22 protein-coding genes are annotated in these 23,112 nt (G+C 66.7%); 17 read left to right on the forward strand and 5 right to left on the reverse strand.

Annotation, left to right across the window (positions count from 1 at the left end):
• Positions 1-54 precede the first annotated feature (54 nt).
• From ACYQ0R_RS12115 to ACYQ0R_RS12140, 6 genes are all read left to right on the forward strand, one after another.
• Positions 55-1,920 carry an ATPase, T2SS/T4P/T4SS family gene (locus ACYQ0R_RS12115; protein WP_459824118.1) on the forward strand — a complete coding sequence of 622 codons (1,866 nt, stop codon included), beginning with the start codon at positions 55-57 and terminating at the stop codon, positions 1,918-1,920.
• Entirely contained in the window at positions 1,917-3,833 is a 1,917-nt protein-coding gene (locus ACYQ0R_RS12120; protein WP_459824120.1) for a type II secretion system protein, read from the forward strand. The genes ACYQ0R_RS12115 and ACYQ0R_RS12120 overlap by 4 nt, the downstream gene beginning before the upstream one ends.
• Positions 3,834-3,902: 69 nt before the next feature.
• Positions 3,903-4,385, forward strand: a complete 483-nt coding sequence (locus ACYQ0R_RS12125) for a DUF7283 family protein (protein ID WP_459824123.1) — start codon at positions 3,903-3,905, stop codon at positions 4,383-4,385.
• Complete coding sequence (locus ACYQ0R_RS12130) at positions 4,366-4,797, forward strand: DUF7285 family protein (protein WP_459824125.1); 432 nt, start codon at positions 4,366-4,368, stop codon at positions 4,795-4,797. Before ACYQ0R_RS12125 ends, ACYQ0R_RS12130 begins: the two co-directional genes overlap by 20 nt.
• Positions 4,794-5,411 carry a DUF7284 family protein gene (locus tag ACYQ0R_RS12135; protein ID WP_459824127.1) on the forward strand — a complete coding sequence of 206 codons (618 nt, stop codon included), beginning with the start codon at positions 4,794-4,796 and terminating at the stop codon, positions 5,409-5,411. Before ACYQ0R_RS12130 ends, ACYQ0R_RS12135 begins: the two co-directional genes overlap by 4 nt.
• Before the next feature lie 2 nt (positions 5,412-5,413).
• Positions 5,414-8,707 carry a DUF7286 family protein gene (locus ACYQ0R_RS12140; protein WP_459824130.1) on the forward strand — a complete coding sequence of 1,098 codons (3,294 nt, stop codon included), beginning with the start codon at positions 5,414-5,416 and terminating at the stop codon, positions 8,705-8,707.
• 130 nt (positions 8,708-8,837) lie between these two features.
• Here the strand turns inward: ACYQ0R_RS12140 and ACYQ0R_RS12145 are convergent, their stop codons facing one another.
• Positions 8,838-10,094 (reverse strand): RNA-guided endonuclease InsQ/TnpB family protein, encoded by a 1,257-nt coding sequence (locus ACYQ0R_RS12145; protein ID WP_459824132.1) that lies wholly within the window; start codon positions 10,092-10,094, stop codon positions 8,838-8,840.
• A gap of 243 nt (positions 10,095-10,337) precedes the next feature.
• Here ACYQ0R_RS12145 and ACYQ0R_RS12150 point away from each other — a divergent pair, with 243 nt between their 5' ends.
• The 4 genes from ACYQ0R_RS12150 to ACYQ0R_RS12165 all read left to right on the forward strand — a co-directional run bounded on the left by ACYQ0R_RS12150 (position 10,338) and on the right by ACYQ0R_RS12165 (position 13,121).
• Positions 10,338-10,763, forward strand: a complete 426-nt coding sequence (locus ACYQ0R_RS12150; protein ID WP_459824134.1) for a DUF5791 family protein — start codon at positions 10,338-10,340, stop codon at positions 10,761-10,763.
• Positions 10,760-11,662, forward strand: a complete 903-nt coding sequence (locus ACYQ0R_RS12155; protein ID WP_459824136.1) for an SDR family oxidoreductase — start codon at positions 10,760-10,762, stop codon at positions 11,660-11,662. The genes ACYQ0R_RS12150 and ACYQ0R_RS12155 overlap by 4 nt, the downstream gene beginning before the upstream one ends.
• A gap of 71 nt (positions 11,663-11,733) precedes the next feature.
• Positions 11,734-12,909 carry a DHH family phosphoesterase gene (locus ACYQ0R_RS12160; protein ID WP_459824138.1) on the forward strand — a complete coding sequence of 392 codons (1,176 nt, stop codon included), beginning with the start codon at positions 11,734-11,736 and terminating at the stop codon, positions 12,907-12,909.
• Between the two features lie 80 nt (positions 12,910-12,989).
• Positions 12,990-13,121 carry a hypothetical protein gene (locus tag ACYQ0R_RS12165; protein WP_459824141.1) on the forward strand — a complete coding sequence of 44 codons (132 nt, stop codon included), beginning with the start codon at positions 12,990-12,992 and terminating at the stop codon, positions 13,119-13,121.
• A gap of 81 nt (positions 13,122-13,202) precedes the next feature.
• Here ACYQ0R_RS12165 and pan1 read toward each other — a convergent pair whose 3' ends face one another.
• Positions 13,203-14,420 (reverse strand): proteasome-activating nucleotidase Pan1, encoded by a 1,218-nt coding sequence (gene pan1 / locus ACYQ0R_RS12170; RefSeq protein ID WP_459824143.1) that lies wholly within the window; start codon positions 14,418-14,420, stop codon positions 13,203-13,205.
• Positions 14,421-14,583: 163 nt separating this feature from the next.
• On the opposite strand from pan1, the gene ACYQ0R_RS12175 reads away from it, so the two are divergent.
• The 3 genes from ACYQ0R_RS12175 to ACYQ0R_RS12185 are packed head-to-tail and all read left to right on the forward strand — an operon-like array spanning position 14,584 to position 16,077.
• On the forward strand, positions 14,584-14,847 hold the full coding sequence (locus tag ACYQ0R_RS12175; protein ID WP_459824146.1) for a MarR family transcriptional regulator: 264 nt from the start codon (positions 14,584-14,586) through the stop codon (positions 14,845-14,847).
• Between the two features lie 21 nt (positions 14,848-14,868).
• A complete protein-coding gene (gene rnhA, locus ACYQ0R_RS12180; protein ID WP_459824148.1) occupies positions 14,869-15,465 on the forward strand; it encodes a ribonuclease HI in 597 nt (198 codons plus the stop codon).
• A 12-nt stretch (positions 15,466-15,477) separates the two neighbouring features.
• A complete protein-coding gene (locus tag ACYQ0R_RS12185) occupies positions 15,478-16,077 on the forward strand; it encodes a DUF7108 domain-containing protein (protein WP_459824149.1) in 600 nt (199 codons plus the stop codon).
• Positions 16,078-16,188: 111 nt separating this feature from the next.
• Here ACYQ0R_RS12185 and ACYQ0R_RS12190 read toward each other — a convergent pair whose 3' ends face one another.
• Positions 16,189-16,542 (reverse strand): PadR family transcriptional regulator, encoded by a 354-nt coding sequence (locus ACYQ0R_RS12190; protein ID WP_459824152.1) that lies wholly within the window; start codon positions 16,540-16,542, stop codon positions 16,189-16,191.
• 363 nt (positions 16,543-16,905) lie between these two features.
• Here ACYQ0R_RS12190 and ACYQ0R_RS12195 point away from each other — a divergent pair, with 363 nt between their 5' ends.
• Positions 16,906-17,439, forward strand: a complete 534-nt coding sequence (locus tag ACYQ0R_RS12195; protein ID WP_459824155.1) for an inorganic diphosphatase — start codon at positions 16,906-16,908, stop codon at positions 17,437-17,439.
• A 308-nt stretch (positions 17,440-17,747) separates the two neighbouring features.
• Here ACYQ0R_RS12195 and ACYQ0R_RS12200 read toward each other — a convergent pair whose 3' ends face one another.
• Together ACYQ0R_RS12200 and ACYQ0R_RS12205 are read right to left on the reverse strand one after the other, a co-directional pair.
• Positions 17,748-18,656 carry a helix-turn-helix transcriptional regulator gene (locus ACYQ0R_RS12200; protein WP_459824158.1) on the reverse strand — a complete coding sequence of 303 codons (909 nt, stop codon included), beginning with the start codon at positions 18,654-18,656 and terminating at the stop codon, positions 17,748-17,750.
• On the reverse strand, positions 18,656-18,904 hold the full coding sequence (locus tag ACYQ0R_RS12205) for a hypothetical protein (protein ID WP_459824160.1): 249 nt from the start codon (positions 18,902-18,904) through the stop codon (positions 18,656-18,658). Before ACYQ0R_RS12205 ends, ACYQ0R_RS12200 begins: the two co-directional genes overlap by 1 nt.
• 284 nt (positions 18,905-19,188) lie before the next feature.
• Between ACYQ0R_RS12205 and ACYQ0R_RS12210 the strand changes: the two genes are divergently transcribed.
• The 3 genes from ACYQ0R_RS12210 to ACYQ0R_RS12220 all read left to right on the forward strand — a co-directional run bounded on the left by ACYQ0R_RS12210 (position 19,189) and on the right by ACYQ0R_RS12220 (position 23,110).
• Positions 19,189-21,789 (forward strand): DNA topoisomerase I, encoded by a 2,601-nt coding sequence (locus ACYQ0R_RS12210; RefSeq protein ID WP_459824162.1) that lies wholly within the window; start codon positions 19,189-19,191, stop codon positions 21,787-21,789.
• A gap of 45 nt (positions 21,790-21,834) precedes the next feature.
• Positions 21,835-22,167 carry a hypothetical protein gene (locus ACYQ0R_RS12215; protein WP_459824165.1) on the forward strand — a complete coding sequence of 111 codons (333 nt, stop codon included), beginning with the start codon at positions 21,835-21,837 and terminating at the stop codon, positions 22,165-22,167.
• Between the two features lie 244 nt (positions 22,168-22,411).
• On the forward strand, positions 22,412-23,110 hold the full coding sequence (locus ACYQ0R_RS12220; RefSeq protein ID WP_459824167.1) for a phosphoglycerol geranylgeranyltransferase: 699 nt from the start codon (positions 22,412-22,414) through the stop codon (positions 23,108-23,110).
• Positions 23,111-23,112 lie beyond the last annotated feature (2 nt).

The following is a 23,112-nucleotide window of genomic DNA, read 5'->3' on the forward strand; positions in this document are numbered from 1 at the left end:
CGTCCCACGGGGTCGGGCCCATCGTTTATATACGATACCGAGGCCACCCGTCGCATGAGCATCGATCTCCCGTCGCTCTCTCGGTCCGCGGAGCGCGGCTGCCAGTGTACGCCAACGTTCCGGGAGCCGGTCGGAACCGGCGTTGACGACCGCGTCGTTCTCGAGGTCGACGCGAGCGACTGTCCGGGCGGGGGCGACCTCCTCGCGAGTCCGGACTGCCGAGCAACCGTCGTCCGAACGCTCACCGAGCGCGACGCCGACGTGATCCGGACGACCCATGCCGGCCGCGAGCGGGCGTACGCCGGTCGCGCTGCCGCGCTGCTCGTCGCGGCCGGACGCTTCCGCGAGCGCGTTCGCTTCCACGAGGACCGACTCGCCGAGCGCGTGCTCCGCGATCCGGTCGGTGCCGGACGAGAGGCTGAAGGGCGTGCCGGTCCACCGAAACGGATCGCTGCCGAGACCGGACTCGCCGAACTCGTCACCGACGCGGTCGACGAGGCCGCTCTACTTAGAGCGCACGTGAGCCCGACCGTCGCGACGACCCGTGTCGCTGCGGAGCCGCCGCCGAACGCGTCGCTCGTCGACCGATGGGAGGTGGACGGCGGGGCGACCGTTCGACTCTACGAGGGGACCGGTCCGCTCCGGACGTATCACCTCACGCCGCCAACCGTCGGATTTGACCGGAACGCGTTCGAGACGCTTGCAGCCGCACGAGATCGTCTCCTTGCGAATCCGAGTGGAGGGGAGCGAGCCCCGGGACGCGCCGTTCGAGCGGTCGCCAGCGACGACGACCCGGTGGACGAACTCGCGGAGACCCTCCGAAGGCACACGCGCGGACACGGCGTTTTCGAGCACGTGTTCGCGGACGACCGCGTGAGCGACGCCACGGTGTCTGCACCGGTCACGATGAACCCTCTCCGGGTCGTCGTCGACGGCGATCGATGCCGGACGAACGTGTGGTTGCCGCCCGAGGGAGCGGCGACGCTCGCCTCGCGCCTCCGAAGAACGAGCGGACGCGGATTCTCCCGTGCGTCCCCGACGCTCGATGCGACCCTCGAGACGCCGAACGGGCCAGTTCGGGTCGCCGCGACGACGACGCCGGCGAGCGACGGCCTCTCGTTCACCTTCCGCCGTGGCGACCCCGAAGCGTGGACGCTCGCCCGCCTCGTCGACGCGGGGACGCTCACCGCGGAGGCCGCCGGTTTCCTTTCGGTCGCGGTCGAACGAGGCGTCACCGGACTGGTCGCTGGCGGCCGCGGCGCCGGAAAGACGACGGCGCTGGGATCACTGCTCTGGGAACTCGACGCCGGAACCCGAACGATTCTCATCGAGGATACACCGGAGCTCCCGGCTGACGCTCTCGTCACGGCCGGCCGTGACGTGCAGCGACTCCGGGTCGGAGAGGGTGCGGAGCTCCCGCCGAGCGAGGCGGTTCGAACCGCGCTCAGACTCGGTGGCGGCGCGTTGGTCGTCGGCGAGGTTCGCGGCGAGGAGGCCGCGGCACTGTACGAGGCGATGCGCGTCGGCGCCGCCGGGGAGACGGTGCTCGGAACGATCCACGGCGAGGATCCGAACGCGGTTCGTGAGCGAGTCGTCGCCGATCTCGACGTCTCTCGGTCCTCATTTGCCGCAACCGATCTCCTCGTGCTCCTCGATGAGCACGAGGTCAAGACGATCGTCGAGGTGGTCGACTACGACGGCGCTGTCGGGTTCGAGCCGCTGTTCGATCGGACCGGGAGCGGCCTCGTCGCGACCGGCGTGATCGACCGCGGCGAGAGCCGTCTCGTGGACGATCTCGGTAAAGCCGAGGAGTCGTACGCGGCAGTTCGAACCGCGGTGAGTCGACGAGTCGACCGGATCCGCGAGGCAGTCGACTCGGGACGGATCTCGCCGTCTCGATACGAAGCCGGAGACGCATGACGGGGGAGCCGGCCCGAAGAACCCTTCAGCGAGTCCGCAGCGCCACGGAGACCGTCCACCGCGCCGTCTCTTCGTCTCCGGCCGGCTCGGACGGTGACTCGTATGACAGCACCGCGAGCGGCGTCGACAGCGACGATCTCGACGACCTCGAACGAGCGATCGCGTTTCTCGAATGGAACGTCACCCGCGATCGTGTCGTCGAACTCGGGTATCGAGTCGGGATCGCCGTCGGGCTGCTCTGTGCACTCCCCGTCGCGCTGCTCGTTGGAGCGCTGCCGGGCGTCCTCGGCGGACTCATCGCCGGACTCGCCGGGACCCACGCATCCCACCGCGGACCGGTGTGGGTCGCGACGCTCCGTCGAACGCGTGCTCTCGGAGCGGCTCCCGGGCTCGTCGGACGACTGGTGTTGCGAATGCGGCTCGATCCATCGACCGAGCGAGCAGTCCGATTCGCCGCCCGAACCGGACGGGGACCGCTGGCGGTCGGCCTCGGGCGACACGAGCGCCGGTGTGCGGACGGGCCGACGACCGGACTCCGTGCGTTCGCCCGCGAGTGGCGACCCTGGTTCCCGGCGATCGATCGCGCGACGGCGCTCGTTCGAACGGCCGCGACCGCCCCGCCCGAACGACGCGGGCGCTGTCTGGACCGAGCGCTCGATGCGGTGCTGTCGGGTACGACCGAGCGGCTTGGCGCGTTCATCGGCGAGGTCAAGGGGCCGGTGTCGGCGCTGTACGCCTTCGGCGTTCTGTTGCCGCTGGCGATGATCGCGTTGTTGCCCGCGGCGGCCGCCGCTGGCGTGCCGATCGGTTCGGCGGTCGTCGCAGCTCTGTACCTTCTCGTGTTGCCGACCGGGCTGCTCGCCGCGGCCGCGTGGCTGCTCTCCCGGCGTCCGGTCGCGTTCCCGCCGCCGCCGATCACCACCGACCATCCCGACGTTCCGAGACGCTGGCCACACGCCATCGCGGGGGGACTGCTTGCGGGTGCGACGACGGCAGTCGCCGCCGGCTGGCTCGTCGCACCGTGGAGCGCGCCAGTCGGTGGTGTGGGAGTCGGCGTCGGAACGTCGCTGCTCGTCGTCGCGTCCGCTCGCCGGCAGGTGCTCCTCGAGGTCCGCGCCGTCGAGCGTGACCTGCCGGATGCGATGACGGTCATCGGCGGAGACGTCGCCGAGGGCGTCGCCGTCGAACACGCGGTCGCGAACGCCGGCGAGCGCCTCGATGGCGCGACCGGTGAGGTGTTCGAGCGAGCCGCCCGCCGAAGCAACACGCTTCGTGTCGGCGTGCGAAGCGCGTTCACGGGTGATGGCGGACCGATCGAGACGATTCCCTCACCGCGGGTGCGCGGCGCGGTCGCACTGCTCGCCGTCGCCGCACGCGAGGGACGGCCCGCGGGCGACGTCCTGTTGGAGCTGGCAGACCAGCTCGAACGCCTCCGGGAGCTCGAGCGCGACGCACGCCGCCAGCTGGCGACGGTAACGGGAACCCTGACGAACACCGCCGCCGTCTTCGCGCCGCTCGTCGGAGGGGCAACGGTCGCGCTCGCGACGGGGATCGATGCCGCCGGAACCGCCGGAGCAGGGCTCGACGCCGGAGCCGCGGGCGTCGATGCGCTCGCCGGAGGCACGAATCCGGGTGATCCGACCGCGACCGATTCGACTGCAACGGATCCGGGAGCACCGCAGTCGACGCCGGACGGAGAGGGTGGAGGTGTGGGCGGAGTGCTTCCCGTTCCGGTTCTCGGCGGGATCGTCGGGACGTACGTTCTCCTACTGTCGGCGATCCTGACTGGATTAGCGACGGGGTTGGAGCGCGGGTTCGACCGAACCCTGGTCGCGTACCGGATCGGGATCGCGTTGCCGACGGCGACGGCGACGTATCTCGTCGCATTCGTCGGTGCCGGCCTGTTGTTGTGAGGGGTAACTCGGACGAGCGGTCGGCCGCGGGCCAATACTTTAAGTCGGAAACCGGGGCCATCCCGAACCATGTTCGACGTCCACATCGATGCCACCTACGCGTGGCTCGGCGTCGCGCTGGTGAGCGTCGCGACGGCCGGCGTCGCAGCCACGCTCCCGGCGTCGCCACCCCCCGATGCCGGCGGTGTCGCCACTACCATCGACTCGGTCGCTGATGGGGAGTATCCGGCCACCGCCGAACACGGTCTCGCCGCGGATCGCATCCGTCTCACGCCCGGCTCCGTCTCGCTGTCGAACGGCGACGGAACGGCCCGATCGACGCTACACGCGCCACGGATTACGCCCGTCCCGACCACGGCCGGGACGGTCGATGGACGACTCCACCGACTGCTCGATGGCGTGCCACCGAACGCCGTGTTCGAGGATCCGACGGCGCTTGCCGACGCTGCCGAGCATGCTCGGGAGCAGGAGCACGCGTGGCATACGGCACCGAACCGGCTCACGATCAGACGGGTTCAGTACGGAGATGTCCATGTCACGCTCGTCGGGTGAACCCGAGCCGATCCGGGTCGACGAGCGCGGAGCAGTCGAGCCGCTCGCCGCACTCGTCGCGCTCGTCGCGGTGGGAGCAGCGCTCGGGCTGTACACCGTCGCGATCGACGACGCGGCTCCCGACCGAGACACGAACCATGCAACGGCCGCACTCGATCGGGTAGAACGCGAGACGATGACCGGCGGCGTCGTCGATCCCGACCGGCTCGCCGATCTGGAACACGAGACGCGACCGGACGCCGCCGTCGAGGTGGTCACCGAACAGGGAGCGTGGCGAACGACGACGGGGGCGGATGCGCCGGACGACGCCGTGGAGCGACCCGGCGTCGATGTCGTCGCTCGACCGGTTACGGTCCGCGTCGCGCCCGGAGAGAACGCCCGCGGCGTCCTCCGAGTGGGGGTGTACGAGTGACGAGCACCGTCCTCGACGTCACGGTCATGCTGCTTTGCGTCTCCGCGAGCGTCGTCGCGCTCGGCGGAGTCGGCGGCGATCCGTTCGGACCCACGAACGGGGCACCGGACGCCGATCGGACGGCGGACCGGGTAACGACGGAAACCGCAACCGTACGGTACGACGCCGCAGCCGAAGACGGCGAGCGCACCGTCCATGCGACGTTCGCCGAGCTGCTCGCGATGGTCGCATGGGACGACGGCGCGAGACGGAAGAGAGCCGGAAGCGAGAGCGAGAAGGATCCGGGCGGGTTCGCCACGACAGTACTCGGTGTCGTTTCGGATGCGTTCGGGGACCGGACGCGAATCGACGTGCGGGTGGATCGACGAGAAGCGGACGAGTCCCCAGCCGCGACGGGAAGTCGAAGGGATCATGGGCTGACCGCCGAGACGACCGGTGGATCCACGGGTGTGGTCGAGAAGCCGACAGAGGAGACGCAGAGCGGTGACGCGGTGGCGATCGGCACCGCGCCACCGCGTGGAGCGACGGTGAAGACGGCGGTCGCGACGACTCCAGTGCCGAACCCGAACTCCGCCGCGAACGCCCGCATTCGGTTCGTCGTTCGGACGTGGTAGCGATGTGGGCGCAACTCGCCGAGAGCGCGCGTGGCCGATGGACGGGACAGGCGCGTCACCCGCTCGACCGTCGTGGGAGATCCACCGACCGTCGCCGCGGGGGACACGAACGTGAGCGTACGTCCCGGAGACGACCGTTCACCGACGACCGACGTGCGCGCATTCCGTTCGCGCTGATCGGCGTGCTGCTCGTCGTCACCAGCACCGCGTACGCCGCCGGCGTCGCAGAACAGGGACTCGTCGGGGAGGACCGAAGCGTCGAGCGGGCGATGGACCGTGTGGATGCGGACGCGACCGCCGCACTCAAAACCGCCGCAAGGGACGCCGCCCACGATGCGGCCGCAGAGCCGGTGACGAGTTCGGAACCATCTCTCGGTGGCGCAGACGCCGTCCGTCTCGGGAGCGGAGCCGTCCGAACGGACGCCGTCAGACCGGCGTCCGCCTTCGAGGACGCGTTCCGCATCCGGCTCGCGATCGCCGCGGCCGAGGCGCTCGCATCGGTCGACGCTCGCGTCGGGGCGGTGAACGCGACGGCAACGGTTCCGGCGGTAGACGATCCGACCGATCTGGCGGCCGCACGGGATCGGGTAACCGTCGAACCCGTCTCGGACGGTACAGCAACCCGAGTTACGTTCGAGGGCGTCACGCGCCGGGCCGTCCGAAACGATCGCGTCGTCGCGGAGCGCACCGTCGATCGCACCGTCGTCGTGGCGGTTCCGACGCTCGCGGCCCACGAACGAACGGAGCGGTTCGAAACGCGTCTCAACCGCGGCCCGGTCGATGGGCCGGGACTCGGTCGACAGATCAGCGCGAGCCTCTATCCGACGACGTGGGCTCGCGGGTACGCCCAGTACGGGGGCGCACCGGTGCAGAACGTGCTCGCGAACAGACACGTAGAGCTATCGACGAACGCGGGTATCGTCCGGACGCAACGTGACGTGTTCGGGGCTGCGGATCCGGACGCGCGTGGCGGCGTCGCGCGCGCAACCGCCGAAACGGGTCTCACCGACCTGCTCGCTCCGACGGAGTTTGATGAGGAGACGTGGAGCGAAACGATCCTCGACGCACCCACGCCGACGGAAGACGATCGATCGGCAAGCGATGGAGCGGGGAGCGCGTTCCCGAACGAGCAGCATATGGACGCGTCGACCTCCGTCTCGATCGACCACGCCGCGGACGTGGGTGCGACCGAAGTGTACGACGATCTCGGAGCGCTCGCACGGGGTGCGTACCGTGTCGAGGCCGATCTCGACGCAGCAGCAACCCGGACCGACTACGGGGGACGGCTGCGACCACCCTCACCCGGTTCCAGTTGGAGCCGGGCGGATCGGTCGACGAGTCGTTCCGTCTCCGTCGTCTCGGGGCGTGACGCGCCCGAAGGAACACCGACGGGAACCGTCCGCCCCGGCGAGCAGCTCTCGTTCGGGCGGGCGACCCGGGAGGTCGTCGTCGATCGCAGCGCGCGAACGACGTGGGAACGCGAGGTCGAACGGGAAGTCGGAAACGACACCGTCACCGAGACCGAGCGAACGACGACCCGAGCGAGCACGAGCGATCGGTATCGTGTTCGGATCACCGTAACCGGACGGCACGCGCCGACCGGTTACGCTCCGAAGAGGGCGGCAGCGACGTTCGGAGCCGGTGACCGGGTCGACGGTCCGGACCTCACCGGGACGCCGACTGCGGCGCGAGAGGAGCTCGGAGCTTCGACGCCACGTGGCGTCAGCCGCATCGCGCGTACCGCAGTACGGAGCGGGGACGTCTCACGGTCGACGGCCGTCGTCGGGGATCGACCGCCGGAGCTATCGGAGAGGATTTCGACCGACATCGACGCCCTCCGGAAGGAGGTCGCCGGGATCGAAACCGATCTCGAGATGACCGAGGCGGCCACCGCGGACGCAGACCCGTATGGGACGTTAGCGAACGAACTCCGGGATAGACGGACCACCCTCGTCGACGCGCCGTCGACGTACGACGGAGCGGCCGATCGGGCACGAGTCTCGGCGAGGGAGGCGTATCTCGACGCGGTTATCCGAGAGCTGGAAGCCGCATCCGACGACGAGACCGCCGCGAACGATGCCGTCGTCGATCGGATCGGGAACGCACTCGACGGTCCGTCGGTCGGGGACGTCGTCGCGAGTCGAGAGGCCGCACGCGACACGGAGCCGTACGTGACGGGCGAGTCCGGACCGGGCGGCGCGGTGACGCTCACGCCGGACGGTTCACCGGGATATCTCCCGCGAACGGCCATGGACGGAGCGGACGTCGAGGCGATCGACGGAACGACGACACGGCCGCTCGCGACACGGAATCTCAACTACGTCACCGTCCCGTATGGCGACGTGTCGAGCGGGATCGTCGACCGGATTCTCGGCACCGAGGACACCGTACGGATAGGCGTCGCGGGGCGAGCGCTTCTCGCCGCGAACGACGTGCTCGCGGAGGAAGGTGACCCCGATCTGCGTGCGGACAGAGACGCCCTCGATCGACGCGTCGGTCGGTCGCTCAAGGCGGTCGATCAGGAGCTCGTCGATTCCCTCGGTGACCGGACGGCTCTCTCCGAGCGCGAGCGTAGAGCGGTCGTGGCCACCGTGGCGGAGACGTACGACGCGAACGGGGAGAGGGCGCTCGCCGTCGAGGACGGAAGCTACGCCGAGACGGTCGCCTCGGAGGCCGCAGCGAAGGGCGACCTCTCGGACGACGACGCGACGCAACTCGCTGCACACCTTCGCGTCGTCGTGTACGACGCCACCGGACGGGACGCGGTCAGAGTCCCGGCGCGTTTCGTTGACGGGCCCACCGAGAAGGCCCGCGGCGAACTCAGGGACCGGCTCGAGGACGCCGTCGAGGACGGTGCCGAACGGGCGGGCGAGGAGGCGGCCGAGCGCTGGGCACCGAAGCCAGCACGGAGCGTCGGTGCCGGCCTCCCGGTCGCACCGGTTCCCGGCTACTGGGTCGCTACCGTGAACGGCTGGCACGTGGAGGTCCGTGGGGAGTATCCGCGATTCGCGCTCCGTTCGGATGTCGGTCCACCCGGAAACCGGTTCGAGTACGTCCGGACCGCTGACGACGTGACCGTCGACGTCGGTGATCAGTCAGTTCGACTCGGAACGACGGACCCCGTCCGGTTCGAGACGGGAACCGTCGTGGTCGTGGCGGTTCCGGCCGGACCACCCGGCGTGGGTGACGTCGACGGAACGCGCGACGAAACCTCTCCGGGATGGCCATGTCCCGAGACGGACAGCGGTGCGGAGAGAACACGATCGGCGACGAACGGTGGTGGGGCGTGCTCGTGAGGTCACAGCGGTCGCAGCCGCGCGGGGCGAACGAACCGAGCCGGAGCGAGTAAACTACCCCACCCTACTTCGCTCACCGCATACGCGGTTCGCTCGTTGAGGGTGGGGGTTTGATGTGGACTCCCGGCAATCAACTGTCAGCGGTTGGCCGATAGCCGTCGCCGTTCAACATCCCACCATTTACACGCACGTCTACTGGTGCGTCTACGCTCCCCGACGTGGGCGAGGAACGCAGTCTGTGCTGTCGCTTCCGCATGTACCGCAGTCCGACGTTTTTCGCGCCGTTGTAGTCCGCGTTGATTTCGTACCCACACTTCAGACACCGGAACTGCTCGCCGTCACGGTTGTCTTCGTGGGTAAAGCCACAGTCGGTGTGCGAACACCGCTGGCTCGTGTGGTCTGGCTCGACCTGTTCAACTGCGACATCCCATTCTGGAGCCTTGTACTCAACATATTCGACGAGACGGCGGAACGCCCAGATATGATGCCAGTCAGCGTATGGCAATCGATCTCGAATATCCGTCAACTCCTCGAACACGATTACATCGCAGTCGTGGTCAACTGCTTCGTCAACAATCTCGTTGGCGACCGTGTGGATGTACTGTTTCCGCCATGCTCGTTCTCGTTTCCCGAGTCGAAGTACGGCGTTGTGAGCGGCTTGTGTGCCGCGCTGTTGCATCTCCGCCCGGCGCTTCTGGAACTCTTGAATCCAGTGGTCGTACTCGTCACCGCTCCAGAACGTGCCCGTGCTGGCGACGGCGAGGCTGTTCACACCGAGGTCGATACCGAGGACCGTCTGGTGCTCGGTCTCGTCCGAACCCTCGATTTCAACAGCCTCACCGTCTTTGTTTACCTTCCGCGTTTTGACGTGGAAGTAGAACTCGTCGGTGGCTTGGTCGTACTGGAGTGTACTCGTGCGAAACTCGTAGTCTTCCGAGAGGACATATTCCTCGTACGGTGTTGGACTGTCTGCTGGCAACTCAAAGTCACACTCGACTCGTCCGTTCACCGTCGAGAGTGAGATTTTGTTCCGGTAGAACGTCGCACTACGCTTGTCGTAGACCATGCTCCACGAGGTGAACTCTGGTTTGTTCGTCCGTTTCCCCTGTTTCCAGCGGTCAACGCCGCTATCGACGGCGTGGACGGCACGCCGGATAGCTTCTTGGACGAGGTTTGCCGTGAGGTCTGTTTCCTCGCGGAGACGGTCATACAGCGCATCTCTGGCTTTCACGTTCGAGGTGATACAGCCTTCGTAGTCGGTGTTGTCCCAGCAATAGTCACTGGCCTCGTTCACGCAGTACAGGAATTGCTCGGCGGTTTCGTGGAGGTCGTCGTGGAACTCGTCGGAAACGACGAGTTTGACCGGCACGGTACGTCTGACCTCCATAGTTCAGATGTCGTTCCGGCGGTACTTAATAGTCGGGAGTCGGGCGGCTACTGTCTCGTGGTTTGTGTCGTGGAGTGTCGGCTTCCTCCCCGGCCTACTCGCTTCGCGCTTCCGACTGGTCGGAAGCCCTTGCTCCTTGAAGCCGGGGGCTCCGCCTCGAAACTGCTGAACTACACCAGACCGGTCGAAGGCGGAAGAAAACCCGACCGGAGACGTTTTGGGATCGACGACCCGAGGAAAGGTATGCTTCACGAGGTCGTTGACGAGGCGGAGACGGTCGAGGCGGCCGCGCTGCTCGCCGCGTTCGAGGCGGTGCTGTCCGAGGCCGTCACGGACGCCGGCGACGAGCGGGTCGTCGACGAAACCGGGCTCACCGGGAGCGATGTCACCGCCGTCGCCAACGGGACGGTCGCCGAGCTGTCGGTCGAGGACGCCGCCGCGATACTCGCGACGAGTCGCGAGCCGGACGCGGACACGATCGTTTTCGAGCTTCGGGACCACCTGCTGATGGGCATGACGACAGCCGTGCTCGACGTCGACACGATCGCCGGTGCGATAGACGCCGACCTCACCGGTCAGGAGATCCAGCAAGCGATCGAGGGGCGGGCCGAGATGACGCTCGCACAGCTTGCGGAGGTTATGGCGGTGATCGAGGGGCGAAAGCGATGAGGATCGTCATCATCGGCTGCGGCTACGTCGGGCTGGAACTCGCCGAACAGCTCACGACGCGTGGGCATGCGGTCACAGGCGTCAGGCGCTCTACGGACGGGATCGATGCGATCGAGGCGATAGACGGGATAAACGAGGCGGTCCGGGCGGACGCGACCGACCCGGCGTCGCTCGCCACAGTTCCGGACGCCGATGCGGTCGTCTTCGCGGCCAGCTCCGGCGGCCGAGGCGCGGCCGCCGCTCGGGAGGTGTACGTCGACGGGCTCCGGAACGTCGTCGACGAGTACGGATCCAGATCGTCGTCCCCGGACCGGCTCGTGTACACGTCTTCAACGGGCGTGTACGGCGACCACGACGGCTCGTGGGTCGACGAGGAGACGCCGATCGAGCCGACAACCGAAAAGACGCGCGTGCTCGCCGAGGCGGAGTCGGTGGCGCTGGACGCGACCGCCGACGCGGGTATCGACGGGACCGTCGCACGGTTCGCCGGACTGTACGGACCCGAGCGCTACCGTCTCGAGCGCTACCTCGACGGACCGGTGACGGCGGGATATCTCAATATGGTGCACCGCGACGACGCGGCCGGGGCGGTACGATACCTTCTCGAGGAGGATCTGCTCAGAGACGAGCCGGTCCTCGTAGTCGACGACGAGCCGGTCGAAAAACATGAGTTCGCCGACTGGCTCGCCGATGCGTGCGGTGTGTCACGTCCGAACAAGCGGTCGAAAGCCGAGCGGATCGAGGCCGGCGATCTCTCCGAGGCGGCCCGCCGTCGGATACTGACCAGCAAGCGCTGCTCGAACGACCGACTCCGGGCGCTGGGGTACGAGTACGCGTATCCGACGTTTCGGGAGGGGTACCGTGATGCCGTGGAGACGTATCGAGCGTCCGGGAGATAGGAAACGCGTTCTCTCGTGGAGGTCAGTATCTCACGAAGCTTCTTGTGTCGCCGGTGAGTCCGACAGCACGTATGGGAGTCCCAGCGGCGATCGGGGACGGGATCTCCGAGATCGAGGCGTTCGTCCGTGCCAATCCGGAGCTAACTGCGGCAGCGGTGTTGGCCGTGCTCCTCGTGCTCGCGAGCGTGTTCGCGTTCGTCCGCCTCCGGCGGACGCCCGGCGTTCGATTTCGGCGACTGCTCGACGAGAAGTCGGAGATCGCGGTGCTGATGCACCCGAATCCGGACCCGGATGCGATGGCGTCCGCTATCGGCGTCGCGTCGTTAGCGGACCAGCTCGACGTCGACGCGACGATCCAGTTTCCGGGCCAGATCCGCCATCAGGAGAATCGTGCGTTCCGGACGGTGCTCGACCTCGAACTCGAAAACATCGATCACGTGACGGATCTGGCGGCCGAGTCGGTCGTGCTCGTCGATCACAACGAGCCGCGGGGGTTCGGCGGCGCGGACGGCGTGTTGCCGACGGCCGTCGTCGATCACCACCCGGGAGACGGCTCGGGAGAAGCGTTTACCGACGTTCGAACCGATTACGGCGCGACCGCCTCCATCGTCGCCGAGTACTTCCGCGAAAACGATGCCGTGCCCGTGCCGCCGGACAGACACGCGAGCGAAACGGACGGCGACTTCGTCCTGTCGACCGAGGCGGCGACCGGACTGCTGTATGGGATCCTCGCCGACACGAAACACCTCACCGTCGGCGCGAGCGAGCCGGATTTCGCTGCCGCCGCGTACGTCTATCCCGGGGTCGACCAAGATAGCCTGGACCGGATCGCCAATCCGGCGGTCGATGCGGAAGTGTTGGAGGTGAAAGCGCGTGCCATCGCCGGCAGGCAGGTCGAGGGGTCGTTCGCGGTCGCCGACGTCGGCGGCGTGAACAACGTCGACTCGATCCCACAGGCTGCAGACGAACTGATACAGCTGGAAGGGATCAGCGCCGTCGTCGTCATCGGCGAGCGCGACGGTACCGTGCATCTCTCGGGTCGCTCCCGTGACGACCGCGTTCACATGGGGAACGCGATCGACGCGGTGTTGTCGGACGTCGACAACGGCGACGGCGGCGGCCATTCACGGATGGGAGGCGGAACGATCACCCCGGAGATCGAGCCGAGTGGCGAGGAGGAGCCGGAGACGATCGATCGCGACGCACTCGCGGACGACCTGTTCCGAGCACTGGCCGGGGACGTGTGATCGTCGTCGGTGCCGCTGGCACCGAGGGTGGTGGCGGCCCGGCCACCAACGTTTAAGTCTCGGCCGGTGGAGCGAGACGTATGAACACGGACGCGTTCAACGGACCGGCGTGGCGGTCGCTCGCGGGAGTCGGTATCGGATACGGCGTCGCATCGGCGCTGATCTTCGTACTGTTCTTTTTACTACCGTACGCCGTCGTAATGGCGCTGTAGCACCGGCGGAGATCGGGGGCAGCGAGAATAAGACCGGTGGAAACCGAGCCGGTTGAAATCGGGGCGCGCGATAGGCGCGGTCTAGGCGAACGCCAGCGAATCGTCCGCGTCGAACTCCTCGTCGTTGCTGAGTTTCTCGTACGCTTCGACGAAGTCGTCCATCGTCACCTCGACGCGGTCGTCGCGGATCGCGAACATCCCGGCCTCCGTGCAGACGGCTTTGACATCGGCACCGGAGGCGTCCTCGGCGACCGCCGCGAGCTCGTCGAAGTCGACATCGTCCGCGAGGTTCATCTTCCGCGTGTGGATCCGGAAGATGATCTCGCGACCCGCGGTGTCCGGTTTGGGGACCTCGATAAGGCGGTCGAACCGGCCGGGGCGGAGGATCGCGGGATCGAGCATGTCGAAACGGTTGGTCGCGGCAATGATGCGGATCTCGCCACGCTCGTCGAACCCGTCCATCTCCGAGAGCAACTGCATCATCGTCCGCTGGACCTCCGCGTCGCCCGACGTCTTCGAGTCCGTTCGCTTCGAGGCGATCGCGTCTATCTCGTCGATGAACAGGACCGCCGGCTGGTTCTCGCGGGCGACCTCGAACAGGTCCCGGACGAGCTTCGCACCCTCGCCGATGAACTTGTGGACGAGCTCGGAGCCGGCCATCTTGATGAACGTGGCGTCGGTCTCGTTGGCCACCGCCTTCGCGAGCATCGTCTTGCCCGTTCCGGGCGGACCGTACAGGAGAACGCCGCTCGGGGGCTGGATGCCGACGTCATCGAACATCTCGGGGTGTTCGAGCGGCATCTCGACGGTCTCTCGAACCTCCTGCATCTGGTCGTCGAGGCCGCCGATGTCGGCGTAGGTGACGTCCGGCGAGTGTTCGACCTGCATCACGCGGGCACGGACATCCGTCTCCTTCTCGAGTTTCTTCACTACCGACAGCGAGTTGTTGACGGCGACGCGATCGTCCGGTGCGAGCTTCTCGCGCATCTCGTCGGTGACCTCGGTGAGCGCCTCCTGGTTGTTGCCGTGCTGTTTTATCACCGCACCGTCCTCGGTGAGCTCTTGGACGGTCGCGACGAACAGCGGCGACTGTTTGAGCTTCTTGTTCTCGTGGGTAAGCCGCTCGAGTTTCTGTTGATACTTGTTGTTCTCGGCGTTCGCGTCGAGGAGCTTATCGCGCATCTCCTCGTTTTGCGATTCGAGAACCTCGAGCCGCTCCTGTAGCGACTCGATCTTCTCCTGTCTCGACGCCGACCCCTCCTCGTACGGCATGTCGACGTCGTCGACGGTGTCACTCATTGAGAGGTTTTAGGCGGGTCGCGGATAAGAGGCTTCGGGTCGTACCGGCTCGGCGTCCGTAGCGTACGGCTGCTGTGGGAGATCCTGCACCCGTTTGATGCCCTTGGGTAATTAGAGTGTATAGTAAATATTATCTGCTAGCATGACATAGCGATGGTTACGAATGAGCACGACAGAGGCAGTCGCCGCCGAGGAGGACGTCACGGACCGCTGGGAACCCGTCCGTGATCTCCCACCGAGCGCGAAGCTCGTCGCGAAGGTACTCGATTACAACGATACGCTGACCCAGAGCGAACTCGCCGAGGAGACGCTTTTGCCCCCACGGACCGTTCGGTACGCGCTCTCTCGGCTCGAGGAGGAGGACGTCGTCGAGGCGCGGTTCTCCTTCGCCGACGCCCGCAAGCGAATCTACTCGCTGGCGGTGTGAGTCGACACGGAGCGTCGTCGAATGCCGACGATCGAATGTGATCCCGACATCGCCCGCAAACGGCTCGTGGACGCGGGCGTCGGGATCGAGCCGGGCAACACCGACCACGAGCGGTGGCGAGCCGAACGCGACGGGGCGGTCGCCGTTGCCTACGACGGCAAGGTCGTGGTGCAGGGCTCCGACCCGACGCGGCTCACAAACCTGATCGCTGAGGGCGGCGGCCGCGCACACGTCTACTTCGACGGCGCGAGTCGGGGAAACCCCGGTCCCGCCTCGGTCGGGTGGTGTCTCGTCACCAGCGACGGCGTCGTCGCGGAGGGTGGCGAGCGGATCGGCGAGGCGACGAACAACGAGGCGGAGTACGCGGCGCTAATACGCGCACTGGAGGCGGCCGACGAGTACGGCTTCGACGAGATCGACGTGCGAGGCGATTCCGAGCTGATACTCAAGCAGGTCCGCGGAGAGTGGAACGCGAACGCGCCCGCACTCCGTGAGAGTCGGGTTCGCGTGCGGGAGCTGCTCGACCGGTTCGACCGCTGGTCGCTGGCACACGTTCCGCGGGAGATAAACGCGCGCGCCGACGAGCTTGCCAACGACGCACTCGATGAGCAACGATAACGACGCCAAGCCATGAGACACGACGGGACCGACGAGCCGCCGGAACGGGTTCCGGACGTGCCGACGGAGGCCGTCGACGAGGCGGAGCGGCTCACCCGACTCGCGCGTGAGGCGACGGACCCCGACGAGGCGCAGCGCTACCGCATGCGGCGCGAGCGGATCGCCGACGATTACGGGTACGCCGTTCGTATCCGCGAGACGGACGACACCCTCGTGTTGTACCCCGACGAGTGGATCGAGGCGGGGACGGTGCAGTTCGACAGCGTCGAGGACACCGACCGCGCGGTCGAGGTGTCGCTGTCGGGGCCGGGCGACGCCGACCGCTATCGCGAGGTCGCCGCGTACAACGACGCGGTCGCCGAGACGGTCGCCGAGATCGCTCCCGCGGAGACTGCGGAGACACATGCCGCGACCGCGCGAAGCTTCGCCGCGTTCATGAGCAACCACTACGTGCGCCCCGTCGACGAGTCCTCGCCCGAGATGCGCGAGGAGTTCAGCGAGGAGTTTTTCCCCCGAAACGCCTGGCCGACCGACGAGCAACGACGGCACGTCGCGGCGTCGCTCGAACTCGTCGATCGGGCGGCCGCCGAAATCGAGGATCCGCCGTCGTAGGTCGCGAGTGTGCGATGGATGTCGCTCGAGGTGTGGAGTACGCGGCTTTCGCCGCGCCGTGTGCCAGAAATTTGTCGTTCGTGAACCGGTTCCGTGCTGCAGTCGGGGCGGTTACGCGTCGAGAAGTTGGTGAACCTCGTCGGCGCGGTCATCGTCCGTGACGAACCGTTCGAGGACCCAGTCGAGCTGCCCGAGAACGGTGTCGTGGCCGGCCGTGGTGAGCTCGTACTGGTTCGTCCGCTTGTCGAGTTCGCTCTTCTCGACGAGCCCCATCTCGACGAGGTCGTCGAGGTTCGGGTACAGCCGACCGTGGTTCACTTCCGCGCCGTAGTACGCCTCGAGCTCGCGTTTGATCGCGAGGCCGTACATCGGCTCCTCCGAGAGAATCGTGAGGATGTTCTGCTGGAACGCCGTGAGCTCGCTCGCGTCGGGTGTTGCCTCAGCAACTGATTGTGCCTCTGACATAGTTGTCGGGATGGTTCCTGGCTATATAATCCTTCTCAACGAATACGAGATTTGTCAGTCCGTGATTCCGCTTCGAGCCTGAAAACTGTCGGAAATTGGGTAAAGAACCTCGAAAACGACGGTAGCCACAAAAGGCATATAATAAGCATTTCTAACCATTCCCCGAATTAAGTTATGTATAAGCAGATTTATTCACTATCAGCCGACGAAACTCGATCGTATGTTTGGTCGTAGCTGGAACTCGACGCGCGAGGTCGGAAGATCACCGCGAGCTCGCCGAACGATCGAGAACGGAGCTACCGGTCGCGAGATCGACCGATGCGACCCGAAAGGACTTTGCCGGTCTTCGCCGGACTGACGGGCATGGCGAATCTCTGGGAGGACCTCGAAACGGGTCCCGACGCGCCCGACGAGATCTACGCGGTCGTCGAATGTCTGAAAGGCGAACGGAACAAGTACGAGTACGACAAGGATATCCCCGCGGTCGTGTTGGACCGTGTGCTCCACTCGAACGTCCACTACCCGTACGATTACGGGTTCATCCCCCAGTCGTTTTACGACGACGGCGATCCGTTCGACGTGATGGTGCTCGTCGAGGATCCCACGTTTCCCGGCTGTATCATCGAAGCACGACCCGTGGCGCTCATGAAGATGGATGACGACGGCGAACAGGACGATAAGGTGATCGCGGTGCCGACCGAGGACCCCCGATTCGACCACATCGAGGATCTCGAGGACATCCCCCAGCAGATCCGCGACGAGATAGACGAGTTCTTCGCGACGTACAAGAACCTCGAGGTGGGCAAGGAAGTCGAGACGCTCGGCTGGGAGGACAACGCCGCGGCGAAAGCGGCGATCGAGCACGCCCAGAAGCTGTACGAGGAGAACTTCGAGTAGTCGACGGCTGCTCGACAGCATCGGTGGACGAGACGTCGAGAACGCGTCAATGATGGATGAACACGACGACAGCGCATCGTTTCGTGACCACTCCGCGTGAGTCCGAAGTGGATCACTCGCGTGGACGCGGACGGATGCACGGGAGGAATACGTCCAGTCGGACGGTATGAGTTATGCACATGGGTAATTTTTAGGGTGACGAGCGCGTATCGACGAACAACGATGGCAACCGAGCCCCACACCGTCGGCATCGACCACCCAACCGTCGTGCCGACAAACTTCGCTCGGCGGAAAGACGAGCACGACGGTCAGGATGACTCCACCTGATCGACGTCGAGCGCCGCCGAGATCGGAACGGCGTCCGCTTTGAGCTCCGCGTACCGCTCATCTACCCAGTCGACGATCGTCGGAGCCGTCGATTCGAGCACGCACAGCGGACTGTTCCGGTCGTCGTGGGCGACGACGCTGGCGACGTCTCCACGTCGGAACAGTCCGTACCGTATCGGATCCGCGGTGACGTACACCTCGGCGTCGTCTTCCTCGAGTGCTCGAGCCGTCTGGGGGCCGAACTCGGCGACGGACGCCGACAGCACGCTTTCGTCGATGAGGAGTTCGATCCGCGAGCCCGCATCGAGCGCGGCGGCGGCAGCCTCGTTGTACTGCTGTGTCACGATCGGCGAGGCCGCCCGGATCAGGTCGCTGCTCCCCTCACGAACCAGTTCGACGACTCTATCGACGGCGGCGAGTGGATCCCGTTCGTCGGCGACCGTGAGCCGTCCCGAGTCCAGCGCAGCCGCGGGGAAGTCGGCGTCGACTCGTTCGATCTCCGCGACGAACGAGCCGTAGCGATCTGCACAGGCGACCTCGGAGAGCAGCTCCTCGTAGGCGTCGTGGACCCGTCGTCCGGCGGACGTGAGGTGATACACCCCGTCCCGCTTGATCACCCAGTGCCGGTCGCGAAACCCGGCGAGAATGCGCTGTATCGTCGTCCGGGTCGCGTCGATCGCATCGGTGAGCACGGCCGGGCGGCACGGCTCGGCCCGGAGCCTCCGGAGGACCGCGACGCGGACGGGCGAGCCGGCGAGATACTGTGCGCCGTCGTGAGCGACGTCCGACCGGGAGTACGTCGGCCCGCCGGCGGCGTCGTCCGCTGTGTCGACCGTCGCATCGGACCCTGCCTCCGTAGGCGATCGGTCCGAACCGTGATTTCCCCGCATCACGGTCGGAACTGAAACGTCACCACGGTTCCGATCGCATCGTCCCTGCCGACCGTCTCCGTCGTCACCGTGAGCCCGAACACGGCGTCCTCCCCGACTGCCTCGTCGACGATCGCCCGCAGCGCCTCGGGGTCGGCTCCCTCCTGTAACACCGGGACACGAACCTGGTTCCGGTTGACGCCCACGTCACCGAGATCGTAGTCGGTGTGCTCGAACGCCTCGCGGAGTGTGGCTTCGACGTCGGTCATGTGCGTCAGTTCGCGCCCGGGAGTATAAAAATCGGGGAGCCTGACCCGGGTGGATTCCGTGTGTCGCGAGAAGAGAGACGACAGTGAGCGTCAGTGACCCAGCGACGGTCCGATCCGTCGGACCGGGCGTCGGTGATCCGGTCGTGCTGGTCGCGGCTCGTCGAAGCGTGCTCGGGGGCCATCGGGCGCTCTGACCGATTCCGGGTCGTCCGGATCGACCGCGCGTGCGTGCGAAACGACGGGTCACGAAAGGTTTACGCGAGCCAACGGCGTACCGGGCGGCAATGAGTCGGGGACCGGAGCTCATCGTCACGGAGAAGGACAACGCCGCGAGACGGATCGCCGAGATCCTCAGCGGCGACTCCGCGACGACCGAGCGGATGAACGACGTCAACGTGTACAAGTGGGGCGGAAAGCGCTGTGTCGGACTGTCGGGACACGTCGTCGGCGTCGACTTCCCCCCGGAGTACAACGACTGGCGCGACGTCGAGCCGGTCGAGCTCATCGACGCGCCGGTGACCAAGCAGCCGACCCAGGAGGGGATCGTGGCCGCGCTCCGCCGGCTCGCGCGCAACGCCTCCCGGGTCGTCATCGCGACCGACTACGACCGCGAGGGCGAGCTGATAGGGAAGGAGGCGTACGAGCTCGTTCGCGAGGTGAACGAGGACGTCCCGATCGACCGGGTACGGTTCTCCTCGATCACCGAAAACGAGGTCCGGTCGGCGTTCGAGGAGCCCGACGACCTCGATTTCGATCTGGCTGCCGCCGGCGAGGCCCGGCAGACGATCGATCTGACGTGGGGGGCTGCGCTCACCCGGTTCCTCTCGTTGTCGGCCCGCCAGCTCGGGGACGATTTTATCTCCGTCGGTCGGGTGCAGGGACCGACGCTGAAGCTGATCGTCGACCGCGAGCGAGAGATTCAGGCGTTCGACCCCGAAAGCTACTGGGAGCTGTACGGCGAGCTGTGCAAGGACGGCGGCGACCCGTTCGAGGCGAGCTACTTCTACCTGAACGACACCGGTAACGAGGCGGACCGCGTCTGGGACGAGACGGTTGCGGATGCGCTGACGGAGGCGCTCGCCGCCGCGGACGGGGCGACCGTCGACGACGTGAACCGTCGGACACAGACGGACGACCCGCCAGCACCGTTCAACACGACCCAGTACATTCGCGCCGCGGGATCGCTCGGCTACGGCGCACAGCGAGCGATGTCGATCGCGGAGGATCTGTACACCGCCGGCTACGTCACGTACCCCCGGACGGATAACACGGTGTACCCGGACGATCTCGACCCGCGAGAGCTGCTGGAGGCGCTCGGGGAGGCGAACACGTTTACCGAGGACGTTGACGGTCTCCTCGAGCACGAGGCGATCGAGCCGACGGAGGGTGACGAGGAGACGACCGACCACCCGCCGATCCATCCGACCGGCGAGCTTCCGTCCGCGGCCGATCTCTCCGACGACGAGTGGGAGGTGTACGAGCTGATCGTCAGACATTTCATGGCGACCTGCGCCGAGCCGGCGACGTGGGAGCGGCTCAAGGTAGTTGCGCTCGCGAACGGCGAGGCGACCGACGCACTCGCGGATGCCGGCTGCAGCTCGGCCGCGGCGCTGCGCGATCCAGCGGGGGCGGAGCGGACGCCCGAACTCGCCGCAGACGGCGGACTCCGTCTGAAGGCGAACGGGAAGCGGCTGTTGGAGGCGGGCTACCACGAGGTGTACCCGTATCGCTCCAGCGACGAGCGGATCGTTCCGGACGTCGAAGTCGGCGAGACGCTGACGCTCGGAGAGCGGCGGACGGAGGCAAAACAGACCCAGCCGCCGCGTCGCTACGGGCAGTCGAGACTGATCGAGGAGATGGAGTCGCGGGGTGTCGGGACGAAGGCGACCCGTCACCGGACCATCGAGAAGCTGTACGACCGCGGCTACATCGAGGGGGATCCGCCGCGTCCGACGCAACTCGCGGAGGCGGTCGTCGAGGCGGCCGAGGAGTTCGCAGACCACGTCGTCAGCGAGGAGATGACCGCGCAGCTGGAGCGCGACATGGAGGCGATCGCGGCCGGCGAGAAGGAGTACGAGGAGGTAACCGCGGCCTCTCGCGAGCTGCTCGAACGCGTGTTCGAGGAGCTCACCGACTCCCGTGAGGCGATCGGTGACCACCTCCGGCGGTCGCTGAAGGCGGACAAGACGCTCGGCCCCTGCCCGGACTGTGGTGCGGACCTCCTCGTCCGCAAGTCGCGATACGGCTCGCATTTCGTCGGCTGTGACGGCTATCCCGACTGCGAGTTCACGCTGCCGCTTCCGTCCACCGGGAAGCCGCTCATTCTCGAGGAGAGCTGTGCGGACCACGATATCCGTCACGTGAAGATGCTCGCCGGGCGAAAAACGTTCGTCCACGGCTGTCCGGTGTGTAAAGCCGACGCGGCCGACGAGGCCGACGACGAGGTGATCGGAGCGTGTCCGGAGTGTGGCGACGAGGAGGGCGGCGAACTCGCCATCAAGCAGCTTCGCTCCGGCTCCCGGCTCGTCGGCTGTACCCGTTACCCCGACTGCGACTACTCGCTGCCGTTACCCCGACGCGGCGACATCGAAGTGACCGACGAACGCTGTACGGAACACGACCTTCCGCATCTGCTCGTTCACTCCGGCGACGAGCCGTGGGAGCTGGGCTGTCCGATCTGTAACTACCGGGAGTATCAGGCCCGTCAGGAAGGGTCGGAGCTCCAGACGGTCGACGGAATCGGCGAGAAGACCGCGGAGAAGCTACAGGGAGCCGGGATCGACGGCGTCGACGAGCTGAAGGCGGCCGACCCGGACGACTTGGCTGCCGACGTCGACGGGGTCGGCCCGGACACCGTTCGCGACTGGCAGGCGGACGCCGACTGACGGAAAGTATAATAGTTACCACGCAAACATGTGAGTTCACCGTACGTGTCGCCCGGACCCAGCCGAGGAGCGCCGGCACGACGGAATTTCGGGTTCGGCGAGGCGTCTCGCGTCGTCCGGTCGTTCGTCCGGTCGATCCCCGGGCCGGCGATCATCTGTGATCCGCGGACGCTTGCCGTCCGGGCGGTGAACGAACCCGCGACGACGCTTCTGGGGCAGGACCGCGGAACGCTGACGCTCATGGGCGTCAGCGATCTCGGCGACGCGACCGACGCGGTAAACGACACGCCGGTCGAGGAGCTCCTGACGGCTCCTTCGAGTCGGCGAGACCTCCCGAAAGGTCGAGAGACTGCTCGACGAACGACCGGCTCCGGTTGACCTGTCGCTTGCCGCGGCGGCTACCGAGGCGATCGCGGAGCTGGTCGGAAACGCGATCCGGCACAACGATAGCAGGCCCGCGGGAACCCGAGTCGAACTCACGCTGCGACGGCCGGATCTGACGCGTGAATCCGAGTGAGGACGACCGAAGCGCGCGGACCGGCCGGAGATCGGCACAGTGGTCGACTTCGATATCGCCCTCGGTTCCGCACCTTTTTATTTACCCCCGGAGGATCCCCTGATAATGACGAATCCGTGGGACGACTGGGACCACGTGCTGAAAGTCGATCCCGACAAGGAGCTGTACGGAAACGACACGTTCGAGGACGTGTGTCGGACGGGCACCGACGCGATCGAGATCGGCGGGACCCTCGACATCACCGCGGAGAAAATGAACCGCGTCGTCGACGCCGCCGCCGAGTACGACGTCCCGCTGTATCAGGAGCCGTCAAACCCCGGCGTCGTCATCGACTCGCCCGCCCTCGAGGGGTATCTCATTCCGACGGTGTTCAACGCCGGCGGTCCGTTCTGGATCACGGGTGCACACAAAGAGTGGGTCCGGATCGACGACCTCGACTGGGAGCGCACGCACACCGAGGCGTACATCGTGTTGAACCCCGACGCCTCCGTCGCCGAGTTGACGAACGCGAACTGCGACCTGAGTGCCGACGACGTCGAGGCGTACGCGAAGGTGGCCGAGCGGATGTTCGGCCAGGAGATCGTGTACATCGAGTACTCCGGTACGTTCGGCGACACCGAGACGGTGGGCGCCGCTGCCGACGCGCTCGACGACGCGACGCTGTTTTACGGCGGCGGGATCCACGACTACCACTCCGCCCGTGAGATGGGCGCGCACGCGGACGTGATCGTCGTCGGCGACCTACTCCACGACGAGGGCGTCGACGCCGTCCGGGAGACCGTCGAGGGCGCGAAAGAGAAGTGAAC

The organism is Halorubrum luteum, assembly GCF_054652935.1.

What these genes read in the sequence shown, in the direction of transcription:
- ACYQ0R_RS12140 (WP_459824130.1), top strand. Translation starts at nt 5,414, where the DNA reads ATGTGGGCGCAACTCGCCGAGAGCGCGCGTGGCCGATGGACGGGACAG.
- ACYQ0R_RS12130 (WP_459824125.1), top strand. Translation starts at nt 4,366, where the DNA reads ATGTCACGCTCGTCGGGTGAACCCGAGCCGATCCGGGTCGACGAGCGC.
- ACYQ0R_RS12145 (WP_459824132.1), bottom strand. Translation starts at nt 10,094, where the DNA reads ATGGAGGTCAGACGTACCGTGCCGGTCAAACTCGTCGTTTCCGACGAG.
- ACYQ0R_RS12185 (WP_459824149.1), top strand. Translation starts at nt 15,478, where the DNA reads ATGAGACACGACGGGACCGACGAGCCGCCGGAACGGGTTCCGGACGTG.
- ACYQ0R_RS12210 (WP_459824162.1), top strand. Translation starts at nt 19,189, where the DNA reads ATGAGTCGGGGACCGGAGCTCATCGTCACGGAGAAGGACAACGCCGCG.
- ACYQ0R_RS12220 (WP_459824167.1), top strand. Translation starts at nt 22,412, where the DNA reads ATGACGAATCCGTGGGACGACTGGGACCACGTGCTGAAAGTCGATCCC.
- ACYQ0R_RS12205 (WP_459824160.1), bottom strand. Translation starts at nt 18,904, where the DNA reads ATGACCGACGTCGAAGCCACACTCCGCGAGGCGTTCGAGCACACCGAC.
- ACYQ0R_RS12125 (WP_459824123.1), top strand. Translation starts at nt 3,903, where the DNA reads ATGTTCGACGTCCACATCGATGCCACCTACGCGTGGCTCGGCGTCGCG.
- ACYQ0R_RS12165 (WP_459824141.1), top strand. Translation starts at nt 12,990, where the DNA reads ATGAACACGGACGCGTTCAACGGACCGGCGTGGCGGTCGCTCGCGGGA.
- ACYQ0R_RS12195 (WP_459824155.1), top strand. Translation starts at nt 16,906, where the DNA reads ATGGCGAATCTCTGGGAGGACCTCGAAACGGGTCCCGACGCGCCCGAC.
- ACYQ0R_RS12115 (WP_459824118.1), top strand. Translation starts at nt 55, where the DNA reads ATGAGCATCGATCTCCCGTCGCTCTCTCGGTCCGCGGAGCGCGGCTGC.
- rnhA (WP_459824148.1), top strand. Translation starts at nt 14,869, where the DNA reads ATGCCGACGATCGAATGTGATCCCGACATCGCCCGCAAACGGCTCGTG.
- ACYQ0R_RS12200 (WP_459824158.1), bottom strand. Translation starts at nt 18,656, where the DNA reads ATGCGGGGAAATCACGGTTCGGACCGATCGCCTACGGAGGCAGGGTCC.
- ACYQ0R_RS12150 (WP_459824134.1), top strand. Translation starts at nt 10,338, where the DNA reads ATGCTTCACGAGGTCGTTGACGAGGCGGAGACGGTCGAGGCGGCCGCG.
- ACYQ0R_RS12190 (WP_459824152.1), bottom strand. Translation starts at nt 16,542, where the DNA reads ATGTCAGAGGCACAATCAGTTGCTGAGGCAACACCCGACGCGAGCGAG.
- ACYQ0R_RS12175 (WP_459824146.1), top strand. Translation starts at nt 14,584, where the DNA reads ATGAGCACGACAGAGGCAGTCGCCGCCGAGGAGGACGTCACGGACCGC.
- ACYQ0R_RS12155 (WP_459824136.1), top strand. Translation starts at nt 10,760, where the DNA reads ATGAGGATCGTCATCATCGGCTGCGGCTACGTCGGGCTGGAACTCGCC.
- ACYQ0R_RS12120 (WP_459824120.1), top strand. Translation starts at nt 1,917, where the DNA reads ATGACGGGGGAGCCGGCCCGAAGAACCCTTCAGCGAGTCCGCAGCGCC.
- ACYQ0R_RS12160 (WP_459824138.1), top strand. Translation starts at nt 11,734, where the DNA reads ATGGGAGTCCCAGCGGCGATCGGGGACGGGATCTCCGAGATCGAGGCG.
- pan1 (WP_459824143.1), bottom strand. Translation starts at nt 14,420, where the DNA reads ATGAGTGACACCGTCGACGACGTCGACATGCCGTACGAGGAGGGGTCG.